This window comes from Agrilactobacillus fermenti (assembly GCF_047943045.1).
In the GTDB taxonomy this organism is placed as follows: domain Bacteria; phylum Bacillota; class Bacilli; order Lactobacillales; family Lactobacillaceae; genus Agrilactobacillus; species Agrilactobacillus fermenti.
The window spans coordinates 739,840-759,448 of the sequence record NZ_CP181347.1; the positions used below are offsets into that span (position 1 = coordinate 739,840).

Here is a 19,609-nt window from a genome sequence, read left to right on the forward strand (position 1 = left end):
TTTATTTTGCTTTTTTACATAAATTATACGTGTAATTTACAAAGACTTTATAAAGAAAACCTTTTGCATGGTATACTAGTTTTATTGTTAAAGTGGGGTAAAAAATGTGTTAAATGCAATTCTTTTTTATTTTTTAAATCCGGTAACGATTGTCGGATGTCTAACAATTTTATTAATTAGCAATTTACGGATCAATCGTGAGCGCCGCCAATTTTCGATTGCCATTGATGCTAATTTGACAGAAACAGTTCAGTTTTTAGAAAATAGTTTGTTTATTGGTGTTTTTGCATCAATTGCGTCACTCGTATTAGGGACTTTTTTGACGGCTGCTTGGGTAAATTGGTATATCATTATTGCTCTGGCCAGCATATTAGCGTTTAGTCTAGGGTTTGATAGTCTTATTTTAATAAGTGTATCTACTTTATTAGCTCAAGTTTTTTCTGCTTTTGGACACGATATTTTACCGTTCTTTCCTATTAGAAATCCAGTACAAGGTCATAGCACGGCTTCTGGATTATATCTCGCAGCATTAGTAAGTTTGATTTTGGTTTGGCTTTTGTCACGTATAGAGGACTTACCAGTAGATCCAAAAATTAGAGTTTCTAAGCGAGGCGTTCGCGAAGTCTTTTATCGGGTACGAACCTTAAATGTTGCCCCTCTACTTGTGACTGTACCAGGTACAAGGTTTCATGACTTATTTGGTTTCTGGCCGATTTTTAAGTTAGGCGACCATATGTTTACAATAATGATTTTACCGTTAGTTGTTGGTTTGAGTTTGCAGTTACGCCAGCGTTTACCTATTGAATTGAAACGACTGAGGCCAATTTATGTGACTAGTGCTATTGTTTTTTTAGTATTGGCGTTGGTTGATCGTTTGAGTCAGTTGGATCGGATTTTTGCCGTTGCGGGCGTTGTTTTTGCAATTCTCATTTGGACTTATCGCTGTTATTTCCTAAGGCGAGGTCAATCCACTTTATTAGAGATGCCTGAAGGATTGCGTGTTGTTGCGATCCAGAAAGGGACTCCCGCGGAGAAATCGGGTTTAGAAATTGGAGATGTTATCTTGGAAGCAAACGATCAGGCTGTACGTTCAGAGGCTGATTTATATGCCCAAATCCAAGCAAAACCAACTTTTGTCAAATTTCGAGTTAAAACACAAACCGGTGATATTAAATTAGCAGAAACGGCAATTTATAAAGATTCACCGCATGAGTTAGGCTTATTTACATTTCCAGATGAATTATTTACAACCGAAGGAGACAAGATATCCCATGGATAAGATCCTTGTTGTGGACGATGAACCCGCAATTGTTAAGTTATTACAATATAATTTGGAACAAGAAGGTTATCGTGTGACAACTGCATTTGATGGTGCAGCGGCATTAACATTGGCCATGAGTGAACCATTTGATTTTATTATTTTGGATCTAATGTTACCTAAATTAGATGGGCTAGAGGTGACACGCCGTTTGCGGATCGATAAGATTCGAACGCCGATTATGATTTTGACAGCTAAAGATAACGAGACGGATAAAATCGTTGGTTTGGAACTAGGGGCTGATGATTACGTTACTAAACCCTTTAGTCCTAGAGAAATCATTGCTCGAATCAAGGCAATTAAAAGACGTTTGATTCAAACGCCGCAAGAGCAGACTGAAACGGCAATGTCTCAAGATACCATTAAGGTCGGACCGCTAGTTTTAGACCTTGAACAGATGATTGCGACTAAAAATGGTAAAGATTTACGGTTGACACCTAAAGAGTTCCAACTTTTGCAGTATTTCATGCAGCGTCCTGGACGTGTTTTGAGTCGGGAGTCATTGTTAGATGGTGTGTGGGGCTTTGATTATGCTGCAGAATCACGGATGGTGGATATACAAATCAGTCATCTGCGTGATAAAGTCGAAGCTGACCCTAAACGACCACATTTTCTGAAAACTGTTCGCGGATTCGGGTATAAATTGGAGGTAAACAATGATTAGGCGTACGTCGTTATTTAAAACAGCGTTACTGATATTGATGGCAATTATTTTTTATTTACTCGTTATTTTTGTGACAAACAATATTATTGAAAACCAACAAAAGAATTACTTGCAGCAAGAGGCCAAAAATTATCATTTAGTTGCTCGAGATCCAGATACTTTACAGCAATGGATCGGTAACGTCGATTTAACGGTAATCGATCACCCTTTGCGCCAAGGATCTGATTTGCAAAATACGGCGCGAGATTTAGTGAGCCACAATTTGGTTTCTAAAAGCCATCCATTTTCAAAGCAGACGATCAATAATAAAACTTATTTAGCTTATGCTTATTACGGTCGACAGACGATGCCAACGGTACTTTTTGTACCCAAAAATAATATTTGGCGCTTAGTGCCAACTACATTTTGGCTTTTAACCGTTCTTTACTTTGTGACTATTGCTAGTTTACTGGCTTGGGGTCACCAACGTAGCCGTAAATTACGTCAAGATTTGGATACATTAGTCAGCAATGTTCACCGAATTCGGCATCGAGACGCACCTGAACCTTTGATTTTAGATGTTGCTGACGTGTTGTATCCATTATCATCTGAAGTGAATAAATTAGATGAAGATGTGAGTCATCTGAATGATAAAATCGCATTAAGGAATGAAACCTTCAAACGATTGATTGATAACTTGCCTTTGGGCGTGATGCTATTAGATGAAGACGGCAACGTCGTTTTGCTGAATCAATCTATGCGGGGGTTACTTGAGATTGAAGATGAACCACTACCTCATCCATTTATTGATGATGTTAAAACTTATCGACTGTCACAAATGATTGAGCATACGATTCGTGATAACAAGAATCACCATGGCGAAATCCAGTTGGTGCAACAACGACCACGTTATGTCGATGCAAATGTCATTCAGCTGGGTCAAGAAGGTCCACGGCCGCAAATTTTAGTACTGCTTTACGACTTAACGGATATTCGGCGCATTGAGCAAATGCAGTTAGACTTTGTTGGAAATGTCAGTCATGAATTAAAGACGCCAGTTACAGCCATTCGCGGTTTTGCGGAAACTTTGCTGAATAAGCCAGATGCAGACCCTAAAGATCAAGCAGACTTTTTAAAAATTATCTACAGTGAGAGTGTTCGTTTAAATCAATTGATTCAAGATATTCTTGAACTATCAAGATTAGATGAAGATGCACCAGATAAGCGAACTGAAATTAATGTTAAAGATTCTGTCAGCCATATCGTTTCCGAATTAAAACCAGCAATTAAATCTCGTGAATTGCAAGTAGATTTAAATGGTCCTGATGATATTACCTTAGCTATGGATCCAACCCAATTCGACCAAATCATGAAGAATTTAATTAGCAATGCCATTTTTTACAATAAACAGAAAGGTAAAATTGCGGTTAACTTTGCCTCAGGAACAGATGATATTCATATTTCAGTAGCTGATACTGGTATTGGTTTAAAAGAAGATGAGCAAGATCGAATTTTTGAGCGTTTCTACCGCGTTGATAAAGCAAGGTCTTATAATAATGGTGGGACTGGGTTAGGTCTAGCCATTGTTAAAGAGATTGTTGAAAATCATGGTGGCAATGTCAGTATTTCAAGCCAGTATGGTGTGGGAACAACGATCAGTGTCAAACTGCCAAAGGCTTAATTTACAATATTTTTACATTCTAATAAGTAAATATTTACATTACCGTTTTATAATTAACAGATTGGTTAACGGAGGTAAACATTTTGAAAAAGAAAATTGTGCTGCTACTGGGCGTACTTTTATTAATCGTGCCTCTGACAGCTTGCAATTTAACATCAAACCAAGGGCGTTCAATAACCGCGGTTGGATCTTCAGCACTACAGCCACTTGTTGAAGCAGTTGCAGAAGAATACACACATGGACATAAGGGTAACTTTATTAATGTTCAAGGTGGTGGGACTGGCACTGGGTTAAGTCAAATTCAAGAAGGCGCTGTTGATATAGGTAATTCCGATTTATATGCTGAGCAAAAAAAAGGAATCGCTGCAAATAAATTGCGTGATCATAAGGTTGCCGTTGTTGGTATCACACCCGTAATTAATAAGTCATTAAAAGTTGATAATTTAAGCACCAAGCAATTGATTGCTATTTTTACAGGTCAAGTAACCAATTGGAACCAAGTTGGCGGTCCGAACCAGCCAATTGTTGTGATCAATCGTGCTCAAGGTTCTGGAACACGTGTTACGTTTGAACGGTGGGGATTAAAAGGCCGAGGTGCCTTACAAGCACAAGAACAAGATTCTACCGGGATGGTACGCCAGATTGTTGCCAGTACACCGGGAGCTATCAGTTATATGGCTTTTGCATATGTTGATGACTCAATCAAAACGATTGCCGTCGATCAAGTAAAACCAACAAATAAAAATGTGGAACAAGGCAAGTGGCAAATTTGGGCGTATGAACATATGTATACTCGTGGGACGCCTACTGGACTGACCAAAGATTTTATCAGTTATATGTTGAGTGATGATGTTCAAAAGCGGGTTGTCGGGAAACTAGGCTATATTCCTATTAGCAATATGCAAGTCCACCGAACTTTGCAGGATGAGCTAAAGGTTCCAACAAAGTAAAGGAGGGGCTAGTGATGCATGATCAAATTAAAGAGAGTTTATTAAAAAAATCACGAGCAACGCGAAGCGAGCGACGAGGTAAACTGATCAGTCTATTTTGTACGGCAATCATCATCTTAGTAGTAGTATCTATTTTTTACTTTGTTGCTTCAAAGGGATTAGCTACTTTTTTTAGTAATAAAGTTAATGTTTGGGATTTTCTTTCTAAAACGGTTTGGAATCCAGGCAGCACAGATAGTCATGGCAATCCTCAGGCGGGTGCCTTCCCGATGATTATTGGGTCTTTTGCTGTGACACTGTTATCTGCAATTATTGCGACACCATTCGCAATTGCGACAGCAATTTTTATGACTGAAATATCTCCAACTAAAGGTTACAAGATTTTGCAGCCGGTGACTGAATTACTTGTAGGTATTCCGTCTGTAGTCTATGGTTTTATTGGCTTATCAGTTGTTGTGCCCTTTGTTCGGCATACTTTTGGTGGCACGGGGTTTGGTATTTTAGCAGGTACTTTTGTATTATTTGTTATGATTTTACCCACAGTGACGTCGATGTCAGTTGATGCGTTAAGGGCAGTGCCACGATATTACCGTGAGGCTTCACTAGCTTTGGGCGCCACAAGATGGCAAACAATTTACAAAGTTGTTTTGCGTTCGGCGACACCTGGATTAGCAACAGCGGTGATTTTTGGGATGTCGCGGGCATTTGGTGAGGCTTTAGCGGTTCAAATGGTTATTGGTAACGCGGCTTTATTGCCACATAATTTAGTTTCTCCAGCTTCAACATTGACTAGTGTCTTGACAATGGGGATGGGTAATACCGTTATGGGTTCCGTGTCTAACAATGCTTTGTGGTCCCTAGCACTGCTATTACTGTTGATGTCTCTAATTTTTAATTTAATTATTAATCGTATTGCTAAGAAAGGAGAGTTATAAACATGAACTCAAAGAAATGGGATAAAGTTGCTACCGGCGTCTTATATTTCATTGCGGGTATCATGATTTTGATTCTTGCTTTCTTATTGATTTATATTTTGGTGAATGGGTTACCACATGTTAGTTGGCATTTTTTGACTTCATCTGCCAAAAGTTTCCAAAGTGGTGGTGGCATAGGGGTCCAATTATTCAACTCGTTTTATCTTTTATTTTTGGCAATGTTGATTTCTGTGCCACTGTCCATTGGTGCAGGTATCTACCTCTCTGAGTATGCGCGCAAAAATTGGTTAACCAGTTTGATTCGATCTTCAATCGATATTTTGAGTTCATTACCATCAATCGTTGTCGGTTTATTTGGTTTCTTAGTATTTTCGATTCAAGCCGGTCTGGGTTTTTCTATTCTTTCTGGAGCCTTGGCGTTGACCGTATTTAACTTGCCGCTGTTAACGCGAAATGTTGAAGAGTCATTAAATACAATCTCTGAATCACAGCGAGAAGCGGGGTTAGCACTAGGTCTTTCTAAATGGGAGACGGTTCTACGTGTTGTGATTCCTGAGGCTTTACCGGGTATTGTAACGGGGATGATTTTAGGTGCTGGGCGTGTTTTCGGTGAAGCCGCTGCTTTGATTTATACAGCTGGACAGAGTGCGCCACCACTTGATTTTGCCAATTGGAACCCGTTTTATATTGCTAGTCCGTTAAATCCCTTACGTCCTGCCGAAACATTAGCGGTGCATATTTGGAAAATTAATTCTGAAGGGATTATGCCAGATGCTAGCCAAGTATCAGCAGGGGCATCAGCGGTATTGATCATCGCGGTATTGCTATTTAATTTTGGTGCACGGTACATTAGCGCGCGCGTATACCGGCGTATGACTGGCGGGCAATGAATATTAGCATGATTGATGTATATTAAAGGAGTCTCATGATGAAGAATTATACAGCTGATGACAAGTACATCAAAGCATTAGATCCAAATAAACATGAATTAGCAATCTATACGGATGACCTGCATGTTTCATATGGTAGTTCGGAAGCAATTCATGGCGTTTCATTAGCTTTTGAGCGGTTCAAAATTACGGCATTAATTGGGGCTTCTGGGTCAGGTAAGTCCACATATTTGCGCAGCTTGAATCGGATGAATGACAATATTGATGGTACAAAGGTTACTGGCAAAATCATGTATCGGGGGTTAGATATAAATGGTCCCGGAATCAATGTTTATGAAATGAGAAAACATATAGGTATGGTGTTTCAACGACCCAACCCATTTTCTAAATCAATTTATGATAATATTACATTTGCACCAAAGCGTAATGGCCTCAAAGATAAGAACAAATTAGATGAATTGGTTGAGACAACATTGAAACAAGCTGCTTTATGGAACCAAGTCAAAGATGATTTACATCAAAGTGCTTTGGCATTATCCGGAGGGCAACAGCAGCGATTATGTATTGCAAGAGCCATTGCTATGAAACCAGATATTTTACTGTTAGATGAACCAGCAAGTGCTTTAGATCCAATATCAACATCAACGGTCGAAGACACATTATTGGCGTTAAAGGATGATTATACGATTATTATCGTAACGCACAATATGCAACAAGCGGCACGTATAAGTGATTACACTGCATTCTTCCATTTAGGGAATGCATTGGAATTTGACGAAACCTCGAACGTGTTTACGAATCCAAAGATTCAAGCGACAGAAGATTATGTTTCTGGACGTTTTGGTTAGTAGGAGGCTGCAGATGGTAGAACAAACTAATAAAATAATTTCATCTAATGATGTTCATTTGTTTTATGGCCGTAATGAGGCTCTAAAGGGCATTACAATGGATTTTAATGAGAGTGAGATCACCGCTTTGATTGGGCCTTCAGGGTGTGGAAAATCAACATTTTTACGGACTTTAAATCGAATGAATGATTTAATTCCCAATGTTACAATTACAGGGACAGTCAAGCTGCATCAGCAAAATATTTATGCACCGGATACTGATACAGTGGCCTTGCGTAAAGAGATTGGGATGGTTTTCCAGCAACCAAATCCATTTCCATTTTCTATTTATGAGAATGTTGTTTATGGTTTGCGGTTAGCTGGTATTCGTGATCGACGTCAGTTAGATGAGGCAGTAGAGACAAGTTTACAACAGGCAGCCATCTGGGATGAAGTAAAGGATAAATTACACGAAAGTGCATTATCCTTATCCGGCGGTCAGCAGCAACGAGTATGTATCGCACGTGTTTTGGCTGTAAAGCCAGATGTTATTTTACTAGATGAACCTACAAGTGCATTAGATCCAATTTCTAGTGGGCAGATCGAAAATATGTTGCTGGAATTAAAAGATCAATATACGATTATCCTAGTAACGCACAACATGCAGCAAGCATCACGGATTTCTGATAAAACGGCCTTCTTCTTGCAAGGCCATTTAATTGAATATGCGGATACAAAAACGATTTTTTTGAATCCACAACAAAAAGAAACTGAAGATTATATTACTGGACGTTTTGGATAAGGGGGCATGAACATGCGACAAATATTTGAAGATGAATTAAATGAATTACATGTCCGTTTTTCTGAAATGGGCATGATGGTAAATGAAGCAATTTATAAATCGGTGCGTTCATTTATTGATCATGATAAAAACTTGGCCCGTGAGGTTATTGACAACGATCGTCAGGTCAATAAGCGCGAAGTAGATTTAGAGAAGCGTTCATTTGAGATGATTGCTTTACAACAGCCAGTAACATCTGATTTACGTATGATTGTTACGGTTATGAAAGCAAGTTCTGATTTGGAACGAATGGGTGATCATGCGGTTAGTATTGCCAAATCAACGATTCGTGTAAAGGGCAATCGCCGTGTGCCAGCCATTGAAAAAGATATCGCTGAAATGTCAGATTCCGTTAAAAAAATGGTTGAAGAAGTTCTCGATGCGTATGTTAAAGAAGACGAAAAACGTGCGATCAAAATTGCAAATGAAGACTCAGGTATCAATGAATATTCAGATCGAATTTATAAAGCTTGTATTGCTGAGATGCAGCATGACCCAAGTACTGTGGTTGGCAGTATGGATTATCTTTTTGTTGCCTCTTATTTGGAGCGTATTGGCGACTATGTTACAAATATTTGTGAGTGGATCGTTTATTTGAAAACCGGCGATATCATTGAATTAAATTCTAACGTTGATGAAACAATGTGATTTGTCAAATATTGAGTATAGATATGTAAAAGATTGGCAACTAGGGCTAAAACTCTAGAGGCCAATCTTTTTTGTTGATTTTGTACTTGTAGGTTGCATTCTAGCTTGCCCAATATACCTAAATTAAAATCAATCTTTGGACCTATGTAAATCAAGTGAATACACGGCATAATAGATTTATAAACTTAAGGCAGATTTATTTGGAGGCAAATAATTTATGAATGAAAGACAAAGAATCCTCGATTTAGTAAAAAAAGGCATTATCTCATCAGAAGAAGCATTGGTTTTATTAGAGAATCTAGAAAAAAATGGAACAACGGCGACAGATACGACCGTGGATCATGATCAAACAGCAGAGACAACCGATACTGATCAAGCTACAGATGATACACAAGCACAGCACCTTGCAGATTTAAGATTGAAACGTGCCCAGTTAAAGGATAGTTTGAATTCAATTGACCATCAAATCAAAGCGGCCAACGAGCAGATTACGGTTCTAGATACGATGGAAGATTTAGAAGGCTTGGCTGAAGACAAGGCTAATGAACGAACAGATCTAAAACAAAAAGTTAATGACTTGACAGCAACACGTGCAGAAGTTCAAAAACAAAAACAAGCTTTAGATAGTCAGATTGAAGATTTGAAAGCTGACGAACACGCAAAAAGCGCTTCTAGCTTTGATACACTTTCAGATGATTGGAAAGATACTGCCCGGAATACTTTTTCTGATTTAACCCAGAAATTGACAGAAGCTGGCAACCAAGTTGGTTCTTTTGTTAAGGAATCCGTCGGTTCATTAATGGATAATGTGGACTGGAAAGATATCAACATGAAAGTACCAGGATTGGCAACATCTGAATTTGAGCACCAGTTCTTGTATGAAGACAATCAAGCTAAGTTAGTTGATTTGAAATTGGCAAATGGATCTATTAAATTAGAACCATCAGAAAACGACAATATTGCCGTAAATGCTAAAATTAAATTATTTGGCCACATGAGTGAGGATACACCCTTTGAAGCATTTATGAACCGGGTGAATATTGATGTCTCTAATGATCGGTTTGTTTTCCAAGTTCCGAATAAACGCATTAAAGCTGATTTGACAGTTTATTTACCAAAACGTGATTATGAACGGATCAGTGTTAAAATGTTAAACGGGAATCTTGATGTTAGCAATATTAGCAGCAGTGACTTCTATGCCAAAACGGCTAATGGCAATTTACGTTTTTCTCAAAGCCAGTTAAGTTATTTGGAGGCTGAGAATGTTAATGGTCATGTGATCATTGAAAATGGTTCAGTAACGGATAGCGTTTTAGCAACAGTTAATGGTAACGTCGTCGTTGCCGCTGATATTCATAGCGGTCAATTTAATACAGTGAATGGAGAAGTTCGCGGAACGATTACGGGGCAAACTTTACACAAGTTTGTTGCTAATTCAGTTAATGGTAACGTTAAATTGGCTGTGGATCCTGATTTAGCTTTAAGTGTCAAAGCCAAGACACGCTTCGGTAGTATTAAAAATCGGATTGAAAAGATTGAATTAGTTGATAACCAGGCCAATGATAAACAAACTAATTTCACGCGAGGCACCCAGGATGATCCAGCAAGTATTGAACTTTCAACAACAGCTGGTAATATTTTATTGAAAGATAATGCCAACGCGTAATGTTTAATAAGTGTACTGGAGGAAAATAATGGCAAAAAAAAGATTAACCAAATCTAATAATTCTGTGTTTGCCGGTGTTTTAGGCGGTATTGCCGACTATTTTAACTGGGACCCGACATTAGTTCGAGTACTATATGTGATTATATCTTTCTTTTCAAGTGGTTTTCCTGGCATATTAGTTTACTTAGTTTTGATGCTGGTTATGCCAGATGCACCTAAGAAAGATACTGGTCAGGGTTCAAAAAATAAGCGACCACGCAAGGATGTAACGGATACATCATCTTCTGATGATGATTGGAGTGACTATTAATGTTAGCACTATTATTGTTATTGCTTTTCATACCGTTACTGATCGTATTTATCATCGCTGTTATATTTGGCTTCGGCGCTTTGTTATTTGCCTTGATCCGCTTTGTGCTGCCATTCTTAGTCGTAGGCGCTATATTATGGCTGATATTTGGACATGGCGATCGTAGAAAGCACCACCATTACCAGTGGTATGAAGAATCGCAAAATCAGGCGATGCATTACAACAATCAGCCACAAACAAAAAAACGCAAAGATATAACCAATCAAAGTACGCACCAAGATGATGATTGGAGCGACTTTTAAAGCTGAATTGGCAACTTTGTAAAAGTTAATTTTAAGTTAATAACTAAGCATAGCGGCTAGTGAAGTGATATAAGCACTGGCAATGAAGAGTTCGGCACAAGACAGTTGTTTTGTGACCGGACTTTTTTCTGTGAATTGAATTTTTAAGGGCTAAACGCAGGGGATTGATGGGGGTACTTTTAAAAGTTGTTAACGCTACACAGGCGCAGATGGTTTTTGTCACATGCTTACGCTATTTAATCACTTAGAATTATAGTAAAATGATATTGTAGTTTTATATTAATTAGGGCAAAGGAGCTAAAAACATGGTAGATAAAGTTAGTGTTAAAGATTTAGCTCAAGCAACACATTTATCAGTATTTTCTGGTAAAGAATTCCTAGCAAATAAATTTGTCACTGTTAGTGATATTTCACGTCCTGGGTTAGAATTGACGGGTTATTTTAATTTTTATCCTGAGGAACGAATTCAGTTGTTTGGGATGACGGAAATTTCGTTTTCTAAGAATATGACTAGTGATGAGCGGTTTGTAGTTATGAGTCAAATGGCTCGTCCTGAAACGCCGATGTTTTTGGTTTCGCGTAATTTACCGGCTCCTAAAGAAATGATTGAGGCGGCCACCAAACATAAAATTCCTGTTCTAGGTTCTAAATTACCGACGACACGACTATCCAGTTTATTAACGGAGTATTTAGACCGACAATTAGCTGAACGGCGATCCATTCATGGCGTTCTAGTTGATATTTATGGTGTTGGTGTGATGATCACGGGTGATTCAGGCGTTGGCAAGAGCGAAACTGCTCTAGAATTAGTTAAACGCGGACACCGGTTAATTGCTGATGATCGCGTTGATGTCTATCAACAAGATGAACAGACGATTGTTGGTGAGGCACCTGCAATTTTGAAGCATTTGTTAGAAATTCGTGGTCTTGGCATCATTGACGTTATGAATCTGTTTGGTGCTGGAGCTGTACGTGAAGAAACACCAATCGACTTGATCGTACATTTAGAGAACTGGTCAGCAGATCGTAATTATGATCGCTTAGGTTCTGGAGAACAATATCAAAGCGTGTTTGATGTTGATATTCCTAAGATCACTGTTCCAGTCAAAGTTGGCCGAAATTTAGCGATCATTATTGAAGTGGCCGCAATGAATTTCCGTGCAAAATCAATGGGTTATGATGCAACAAAAGTTTTTGAGAAAAATCTAAATGAATTGATTCAGCAAAATGAAGCAAATGATGAGAATCAACCGACAACTTAAATTATTTTGGTTAATGGAGATGTAATTTTTGATAAATTTGGCTTTGGGGGCAATTGATCCAGTTGCCTTCACACTAGGACCAATAGCCGTTCGCTGGTACGGTATTATTATCGCTGCTGGGGTGGCAATTGCTGTGATTTTGACACTTCGTGAGGCACCAAGACGACAAATCATGCCTGATGACATTGTAGATTTGATTTTGTGGATGCTGCCTTTTGCTTTGATTGGGGCCAGAACTTATTATGTGGCCTTTGAATGGCAATACTATAAAAACTATCCCTGGGATATCTTCAAAATATGGCAAGGTGGCATTGCCATTTATGGTGGCCTTTTAGCTGCCTTGATCGTGATTATTGTTTTTTGTGCCGTACGCATGATCCCCGTTTGGCTATTATTAGATATCATTGCCCCTACCGTTTTAATTGCCCAGTCTATGGGGCGTTGGGGTAATTTTATCAATCAAGAAGCCTTTGGAGCTAAAGTTTCGCAGGACTTTTTAGAAAATTTACATATACCTCAATTTATTATTGATCAGATGTGGATCCATGGGGCTTATCGGCAACCAACGTTTCTTTACGAATCACTATGGACATTAATTGGATTTATTATTTTAATGAGCGTGCGTCATCGCCAACATCTGTTTAAGCGTGGTGAAGTATTTCTAAGTTATGTTATTTGGTATGGCATTGGTCGGGCTATGATCGAAGGTATGCGGACTGATAGTTTAATGTGGGGGAGTATTCGCGTTTCTCAGGCTTTATCGATTATCTTAGTCGTTTTAGCTTTGGGATTGGCAATCTACCGTCGCCATAAAGTTGCAGATTTACCGTGGTATTTAGATGGTAGTGGTCTAAAATATCCCTATCAGAGATAAAGGAGTTTGATTATGACAACGAAAATCGCCGTTCTTGGCTCTGGGTCTTGGGGCACAGTATTAGGGGAATTACTTGTAAAAAATGGCCATGAGGCTGTGATCTGGGGTCGATCAGAACGTGAAATTCAGCAGATCCAAAGTGAACATCAGAATACGCACTATTTGCCCGGCATCAAGTTAAACCCAAACTTAAAAGCGACTACTGATTTAGAGTCGGCACTGCAAGGGGCGGCAGCTGTTTTATTTGTGATTCCCACTAAAGCGATTCGGCATGTCGCTCAGCAAGTGGCCCAGGTGCTCCACAAGCAGCAACAATCGCCGATATTGATCAGTGCGACGAAGGGACTCGAACAGACGACTAATGAACGCGTTTCTGAAGTGATTGCTTCAGTTATTCCCAGGGCTAATTACGCTGGATTAGTCGTTTTATCAGGTCCAAGTCATGCTGAAGAAGTTGTCCGCGAAGATATCACCACACTAACAGTTGCTTCGACAGATGCAGCCAGTGCCCAATGGGTCCAAAGTATATTTATGAATCATTATTTTCGCTTATATACCAATGCTGATGTTGTTGGCGTTGAGATCGGCGCCGCACTAAAGAATGTGATTGCTATTGGCGCTGGTGCTTTGGTTGGATTAGATTATGGTGATAATGCCAAAGCGGCTTTAATGACACGGGGGCTAGCGGAAATGACACGGATGGGCGTGGCTTTGGGGGCACAGCCATTAACCTTTAGTGGTCTATCTGCGTTAGGCGATTTAATTGTGACCTGTACCAGTCCACATTCCCGCAATTGGCGAGCTGGGCGCAGCTTAGGCCAAGGGCAGTCATTGGAACACATATTGACGACGATGGGTATGGCCGTTGAGGGCGTTTACACGGCCAAAACGGTTCATGATCTGTCAATTGCGCGGAATATTGATATGCCAATTTCAGAAGCAATCTATCAAGTTTTATATGCACATCAAAATATTCAAAGCGTGATTGCACAAATGATGCAGCGTCATGCTAAATCAGAGAATGAATTAATGCGCACACGCAATTAAAGGAGTTCAGTTATGAAAGTCAGAAAAGCGGTTATCGCAGCTGGCGGCTTTGGCTTGAGTTTGTTGCCAGCAACTAAGGCAGTGCCAAAAGAAATCCTACCAGTTTTTGATCGACCGGTAATCGATTATCTTGTCCGTGAAGCTCAGCAAGCAGGTATTACGGATATTTTGTTGATTTCAGGGAAGCGGAAACGCGCAATCGAAGATTATTTTGACGCGGCACCTGATTTGGAGATTCATTTGGCTGAAAGCCATAAAAATCATTTATTAGCCATGGTTAAAGCAACGGACAATGTCAATTTATATTTTGTAAAGCAAAATGATCCTACTGGCATTGGTGATGCCTTATTATTGGCTGAAGATTTTGTAGATAATGAACCTTTTGTCGTCATGTTGAGTGATGATATCGTCCTTGATCCTAAGCCATTGACACAACAGTTGATTGCTGACTTCAATCGGTTACAACAACCTATTTTAGGGGTACAGTCGGTTTCAAGTCAGGCAACGAGCAGCTATGGCATCGTTGAATTGGCTGACCACTTGCAAGCTGGCTTGGGTAAAATCAAATCGATCGTTGAGAAACCTGGACCAGTTTCAGCTCCAAGTTCTTTAGGTATTATTGGCCGTTATGTTTTACCGGGCTCTTTTTTTGAAGTCTTAAGGCAGCGTCCGACCGATTTACCCGCTACAGAACAACTCTCAGCTGCCTTAAATCAATTAAATCAGACACAACAGATTTATGCCCGGGAATTTACAGGACAGCGTGAAGACATTAGCGGCAAGTTTGGGTTACTTAAGGCAACGATTGATTATGGTTTGAATTCAGAGGAATATGGCTCAGAAGCGGCGACTTATATTAAACAGTTAGTCGCCAACAATTTCGAAAATTAGAATTCACTATGAGTTATCCAAGAATTATGTTCTTTAAATGAACGGTATGCTAATATTTTGAGTGATGTTTCCATACTAAAATTAATCGAGGTTGTTAAGTTGACAAAGATCATTCCAATATTGCCGTCAGCAGATTTATATATTGACCGGGCACTCAAAGCTTTTGAACAAAATAACTATGATAAGGCAATACGATATTTTCGATTGGCTTTGAGTTTGTCGCAAAAGTCGAGTGAGCAAGTTTATCTGATGACTCAATTGGCAGTTGTTTACGAATGTCAAGGCAATTTTGGCCAAGCTGTTCAACTTTTAGAACAATTATCTCAGCAGACTTTTCGCCGAAGTCCTGAATTGTGGTATTTTCTGGCGGAAGCCTATGCTAAATGTCAGAATTATCGAGCAAGTTTATTTTATATTAAACAATATTTGCACAGTTCAAATCGGGATTATATTGAAGAAGCAAAGGAATTAAAACAACAACTTCAACAAAATAAGGGCAATTACTTTACAATCGATTAAGAGAGTAGACAAAAGTAAACTTTTGCGTTATTGTTATTATTAACTTATCAAAAGTAAGGAGGGCTTCTATGACAAAATCTTATGATGTCATTATTATTGGTGCTGGCCCTGGTGGGATGACAGCTGCTTTATATGCCTCACGTTCGAATTTATCTGTATTAATGGTTGATCGCGGTATTTATGGTGGTCAAATGAATAACACGGCTGAAATTGAGAACTATCCAGGTTATGCATCTATTCTCGGACCTGATTTGGGTGAAAAAATGTACCAATCAGCTACGAAGTTTGGGGCTGAGTATGCCTATGGTTCGGTATTAAGTGTCGAAGATCATGGCGATTATAAGACGGTGCATACAGATGATGGTGATTATGATGCTAAAGCTGTTGTTTTGGCTACTGGTGCTGAACACCGGAAACTAGGCGTTCAAGGCGAAGAAACCTATTCAGGCCGAGGTGTATCATACTGCGCTGTCTGCGATGGAGCCTTCTTTAAAGACAAAGAAGTTGTGGTGATCGGCGGCGGCGATTCTGCAGTTGAAGAGGGCTTATATTTAACACAATTGGCCTCTAAAGTAACTGTGATCCATCGACGTGATCAATTACGTGCTCAAAAGATCATGCAAAATCGCGCTTTTGCCAATGATAAAATGAATTTCGTTTGGAACGCACAAGTTGAAGAAATCGTTGGCGATGATCAAGTCGTAACAGGCGTGACCTATAAAGATAAAGAAACTGGTGAATTGCATACAGTTCCCGCTTCAGGTGTTTTCATTTATGTTGGTATTGAACCAATGACGAGTGCTTTCAAAGATTTGGGTGTCCTCGATGAAGATGGCTGGGTCTTAACGGATGACCACACGCGCACAGAGGTTCCTGGAATTTTTGCAGTCGGTGATGTTCGTAAAAAAGATTTACGCCAGATTACGACAGCTGTGGGTGAAGGCGGTCTTGCTGGGCAGGGTGTCTTTAACTACATTCAAGCATTAGATGACCAGAAGTTAAGTGAACATCTGGTTCAATAGTTTTTTCTTAAAATGATTATGTTTTAAAGGCTAATTTTATAGTTATAAAATTAAATTATTCAGGCAAAACTTGAGTAGGGTTGAAGCAAAATGTTGATTTTGTTTCTGACCCTATTTTTGTTTGAACGGATTATTTTAAATATATGTCTAAAAATAACTATTTGAAGAATTTATAATAGTTCATCATTGATAACGCTCTCGGTTGATGGGTATAATTAAAGTATCAAACGTACGGGAGGCTTTTTTGTATGAGCTGGCAAGATAATTATCAACTTTGGCAACAAGCTAAGGAATTAGATTTAGAACTAAAGCATCAATTAACGGCAATGGCCAATGACCAAGCCGCACTAGCTGATGCCTTTACAGCACCAATGGAATTTGGAACTGCCGGTATGCGCGGTGTTCTTGGCCCTGGGATCAATCGCATGAATATTTATACCGTACGTCAAGCAACAGAAGGTTTAGCAACGTTTATGGATACGTTAGATGCCGAGACAAAAAAACGCGGCGTCGCAATTAGTTTTGATTCACGCTATAATTCTGAATTATTTGCCCATGAAGCTGCACGGGTATTGGGCTATCATGATATTCCCACCTATGTTTTTGACCAGTTGCGGCCAACGCCAGAACTATCATTTACAGTGAGACATCTGCACACATATGCCGGTATTATGATCACGGCTAGTCATAATCCTAAACAGTATAATGGGTATAAGATCTATGGGCCAGACGGCGGGCAAATGCCACCTAAAGAAGCCGATATGATTACTGGCTTTGTGCGTAAAGTGACAGATCTTTTTGCAATCAAAGTTGCGGATGAACAAAACCTACGCGAAAAAGGATTAATGCATTTAATTGGTGAAGATGTTGATTTGGCTTATCTAGCTAATTTAAAGACTGTCTCCATTAATCACGATTTGATTGCACAGACCGGCAAGGATATGAAATTGGTATATACGCCACTGCATGGGACCGGTAAAATGTTGGCTGAGCGGGTGCTGCACAATGCTGGCTTCCAAGGTTTTAGGATGGTCACTGAACAGGCTATTTTAGATCCTGAATTTGCCACAACACCATTCCCAAACCCAGAGTTTCCACAAACATTTGATTTGGCAATCAAATTAGGTCAAGCAGAAGGTGCTGATGTGTTGATCGCCACAGATCCTGATGCTGACCGGTTGGGTACCGCTGTTCGACAGCCAGATGGTTCTTACAAGTTATTAACGGGTAATCAAATTGCTTCTATATTATTACATTATGTTTTGCAGGCACGGAAAGATGCAGGGACTTTACCAAGTAACGGTGCGGTAGTTAAGTCAATTGTTTCTACTGAGTTAGCAACGAAAATCGCTGAAAGTTATGGCGTGAAGATGGTTGACGTTGAAACTGGATTTAAATTTATTGCAGAACAAATTGAACAGTTTGAGACAACAGGAAGTTATGAATTTTTATTTGGCTTTGAAGAAAGTTATGGCTATTTAGTCAAATCATTTGTTCGTGATAAAGACGCTATGCAAGCAACTGTTTTGTTGGCAGAAGTAGCTGCATATTATAAATCCCAAGGTAAGACTTTATACGATGGTTTGGAAGAGTTATATCAGACCTATGGTTATTACTCTGAGAAGACGATCAGCAAGGACTTTCCTGGTATTGAAGGCGCTGGTGAAATGAAGCAACTAATGACACGGTTCAGAGAAGAAAAGCCAGATCGCTTCAATGGAGTTCAAGTGGCAATTACCGAAGATTATCAGACTCAAAAAGCAACCTATGCCGATGGTAAGATTGTGGATATTGATTTGCCAGTATCTAATGTCCTGAAGTACAAATTAGAAGATGGGACTTGGATCGCAATTCGACCTTCAGGGACAGAGCCAAAAATCAAGTTTTACGTGGGGACCCAAGCAGATTCTGAAGCAAATGTTGCTCAAAAGTTGAATCAATTTGAAAAAGCACTGGACGAATTTATCAAACAGTAATTTTTGCATACGATTAGGCTGAACTACTCATAAACAATTGAGGGTTGGAATCGAAAAGTAATTTTGTTCTGGCTCTGTTAATAACGGCTGATCATTTAAAGCCTTAGCTGGCCAATCTGAATTTGGAGCTAAGGCTTTTTTGTGATTTTCAGAAATAGGATAATTAGTTTTATGAAATTTTCATGAGATTGACGGACAGATCAGGTTGCTTATGCTATCATATTAACAATTTAGATAAATTAGGAGTGATCGTATGGGTATGCATCAGTTTATTCAAGGCTTGAATGATTTGGAATTATTACGGCGGGCACCGGGTTATTTTAAGTACCAGGAACATACGGTCGCGGCACATTCTTTTCGCGTTGCTGAAATTGCACAATTACTCGCGGACATTGAAGAAGATGATGGTCAAAAAATCAACTGGCAAATGGTTTACGAAAAAGCATTGAATCATGATTATACCGAGCGGTTTATTGGGGATATTAAGACGCCAGTTAAATATGCCACCCATGATTTACGTCAGCGTCTCGCGCAAGTAGAGGCACATATGACTGAGAACTTTATTCAAAATGAAATTCCGGCTCGGCTACAGGCACGCTATCAGCGAAGACTATCTGAAGGTAAAGATGAATCATTAGAGGGTCGAATATTGTCCGTTGCCGATAAAGTGGATTTACTTTACGAGTCCTTTGGCGAAATTCAAAAGGGTAATCCCGAAAGTGTTTATACTGAAATCTTTCGAGAAAGTCTGACTACAATTTTACAATTCGATCAAATGGCCTCAACACGCTATTTTATTAAAGAAATGCTACCGGAATTATTAAATGAAGAGTTTCTTGATAAACCGCGCTTAGTAAAGCTTACACAGGAGATCATCGCGGCCCATCAGCAAACGAAATAATGGCGAAAATATGTTCGCTATGCTAAAATATAAAGTTGCAATTTGTTGATTAAAAAAACAAGTGGTAACTTTATTTTTGTATATAAATTTCATGGTTTTGTTAATG

At 39.2% G+C, this 19,609-nt stretch carries 20 protein-coding genes; all 20 read left to right on the forward strand.

Translation table 11 applies throughout. The annotated features are described in order from the left end of the window. Positions 1 to 106: 106 nt before the first annotated feature. The 20 genes from ACNAN0_RS03560 (at position 107) to ACNAN0_RS03655 (ending at position 19,503) form a co-directional block, all read left to right on the forward strand. A complete protein-coding gene (locus tag ACNAN0_RS03560; protein ID WP_416353882.1) occupies positions 107 to 1,279 on the forward strand; it encodes a PDZ domain-containing protein in 1,173 nt (390 codons plus the stop codon). Continuing rightward, a complete protein-coding gene (locus tag ACNAN0_RS03565; protein ID WP_230914434.1) occupies positions 1,272 to 1,982 on the forward strand; it encodes a response regulator transcription factor in 711 nt (236 codons plus the stop codon). The genes ACNAN0_RS03560 and ACNAN0_RS03565 overlap by 8 nt, the downstream gene beginning before the upstream one ends. After that, entirely contained in the window at positions 1,975 to 3,642 is a 1,668-nt protein-coding gene (pnpS, locus tag ACNAN0_RS03570) for a two-component system histidine kinase PnpS (RefSeq protein WP_230914435.1), read from the forward strand. Before ACNAN0_RS03565 ends, pnpS begins: the two co-directional genes overlap by 8 nt. An 83-nt stretch (positions 3,643 to 3,725) precedes the next feature. Continuing rightward, positions 3,726 to 4,592, forward strand: coding sequence for a phosphate ABC transporter substrate-binding protein PstS family protein (locus tag ACNAN0_RS03575; RefSeq protein WP_230914436.1), 867 nt, complete (start codon positions 3,726 to 3,728; stop codon positions 4,590 to 4,592). Between the two features lie 14 nt (positions 4,593 to 4,606). Continuing rightward, positions 4,607 to 5,527 (forward strand): phosphate ABC transporter permease subunit PstC, encoded by a 921-nt coding sequence (gene pstC, locus ACNAN0_RS03580; protein ID WP_230914437.1) that lies wholly within the window; start codon positions 4,607 to 4,609, stop codon positions 5,525 to 5,527. Positions 5,528 to 5,529: 2 nt separating this feature from the next. Then, on the forward strand, positions 5,530 to 6,417 hold the full coding sequence (gene pstA, locus ACNAN0_RS03585) for a phosphate ABC transporter permease PstA (protein ID WP_230914438.1): 888 nt from the start codon (positions 5,530 to 5,532) through the stop codon (positions 6,415 to 6,417). Between the two features lie 38 nt (positions 6,418 to 6,455). Further along, positions 6,456 to 7,265: a phosphate ABC transporter ATP-binding protein PstB gene (gene pstB / locus ACNAN0_RS03590; protein WP_230914439.1), complete on the forward strand. Its 810-nt coding sequence runs from the start codon at positions 6,456 to 6,458 to the stop codon at positions 7,263 to 7,265. A 13-nt stretch (positions 7,266 to 7,278) separates the two neighbouring features. Further along, positions 7,279 to 8,046 carry a phosphate ABC transporter ATP-binding protein PstB gene (gene pstB / locus ACNAN0_RS03595; protein WP_230914440.1) on the forward strand — a complete coding sequence of 256 codons (768 nt, stop codon included), beginning with the start codon at positions 7,279 to 7,281 and terminating at the stop codon, positions 8,044 to 8,046. Positions 8,047 to 8,058: 12 nt separating this feature from the next. Continuing rightward, positions 8,059 to 8,733 (forward strand): phosphate signaling complex protein PhoU, encoded by a 675-nt coding sequence (gene phoU / locus ACNAN0_RS03600; RefSeq protein WP_230914441.1) that lies wholly within the window; start codon positions 8,059 to 8,061, stop codon positions 8,731 to 8,733. A 217-nt stretch (positions 8,734 to 8,950) separates the two neighbouring features. Continuing rightward, on the forward strand, positions 8,951 to 10,399 hold the full coding sequence (liaX, locus tag ACNAN0_RS03605) for a daptomycin-sensing surface protein LiaX (RefSeq protein WP_416353883.1): 1,449 nt from the start codon (positions 8,951 to 8,953) through the stop codon (positions 10,397 to 10,399). Between the two features lie 28 nt (positions 10,400 to 10,427). Continuing rightward, the gene (locus tag ACNAN0_RS03610; protein WP_230914064.1) at positions 10,428 to 10,709 is read left to right on the forward strand and encodes a PspC domain-containing protein; all 282 of its coding nucleotides are present in this window, start codon (positions 10,428 to 10,430) and stop codon (positions 10,707 to 10,709) included. Then, entirely contained in the window at positions 10,709 to 11,011 is a 303-nt protein-coding gene (locus ACNAN0_RS03615) for a hypothetical protein (RefSeq protein ID WP_230914065.1), read from the forward strand. Before ACNAN0_RS03610 ends, ACNAN0_RS03615 begins: the two co-directional genes overlap by 1 nt. A 305-nt stretch (positions 11,012 to 11,316) precedes the next feature. Beyond that, entirely contained in the window at positions 11,317 to 12,273 is a 957-nt protein-coding gene (gene hprK / locus ACNAN0_RS03620; protein ID WP_230914066.1) for an HPr(Ser) kinase/phosphatase, read from the forward strand. A 31-nt stretch (positions 12,274 to 12,304) separates the two neighbouring features. Further along, a complete protein-coding gene (gene lgt, locus ACNAN0_RS03625) occupies positions 12,305 to 13,147 on the forward strand; it encodes a prolipoprotein diacylglyceryl transferase (protein WP_230914105.1) in 843 nt (280 codons plus the stop codon). A gap of 12 nt (positions 13,148 to 13,159) precedes the next feature. Further along, positions 13,160 to 14,194 carry an NAD(P)H-dependent glycerol-3-phosphate dehydrogenase gene (locus tag ACNAN0_RS03630; protein ID WP_416353884.1) on the forward strand — a complete coding sequence of 345 codons (1,035 nt, stop codon included), beginning with the start codon at positions 13,160 to 13,162 and terminating at the stop codon, positions 14,192 to 14,194. 12 nt (positions 14,195 to 14,206) lie between these two features. After that, positions 14,207 to 15,085 carry a UTP--glucose-1-phosphate uridylyltransferase gene (locus ACNAN0_RS03635; protein WP_416353885.1) on the forward strand — a complete coding sequence of 293 codons (879 nt, stop codon included), beginning with the start codon at positions 14,207 to 14,209 and terminating at the stop codon, positions 15,083 to 15,085. A 99-nt stretch (positions 15,086 to 15,184) separates the two neighbouring features. Continuing rightward, complete coding sequence (locus tag ACNAN0_RS03640) at positions 15,185 to 15,604, forward strand: tetratricopeptide repeat protein (protein WP_230914069.1); 420 nt, start codon at positions 15,185 to 15,187, stop codon at positions 15,602 to 15,604. Positions 15,605 to 15,672: 68 nt separating this feature from the next. After that, positions 15,673 to 16,626, forward strand: a complete 954-nt coding sequence (trxB, locus tag ACNAN0_RS03645; RefSeq protein ID WP_230914070.1) for a thioredoxin-disulfide reductase — start codon at positions 15,673 to 15,675, stop codon at positions 16,624 to 16,626. Positions 16,627 to 16,874: 248 nt separating this feature from the next. Next, a complete protein-coding gene (locus ACNAN0_RS03650) occupies positions 16,875 to 18,602 on the forward strand; it encodes a phospho-sugar mutase (RefSeq protein ID WP_230914071.1) in 1,728 nt (575 codons plus the stop codon). A 253-nt stretch (positions 18,603 to 18,855) separates the two neighbouring features. Beyond that, on the forward strand, positions 18,856 to 19,503 hold the full coding sequence (locus tag ACNAN0_RS03655) for a YfbR-like 5'-deoxynucleotidase (RefSeq protein WP_416353886.1): 648 nt from the start codon (positions 18,856 to 18,858) through the stop codon (positions 19,501 to 19,503). Positions 19,504 to 19,609 lie beyond the last annotated feature (106 nt).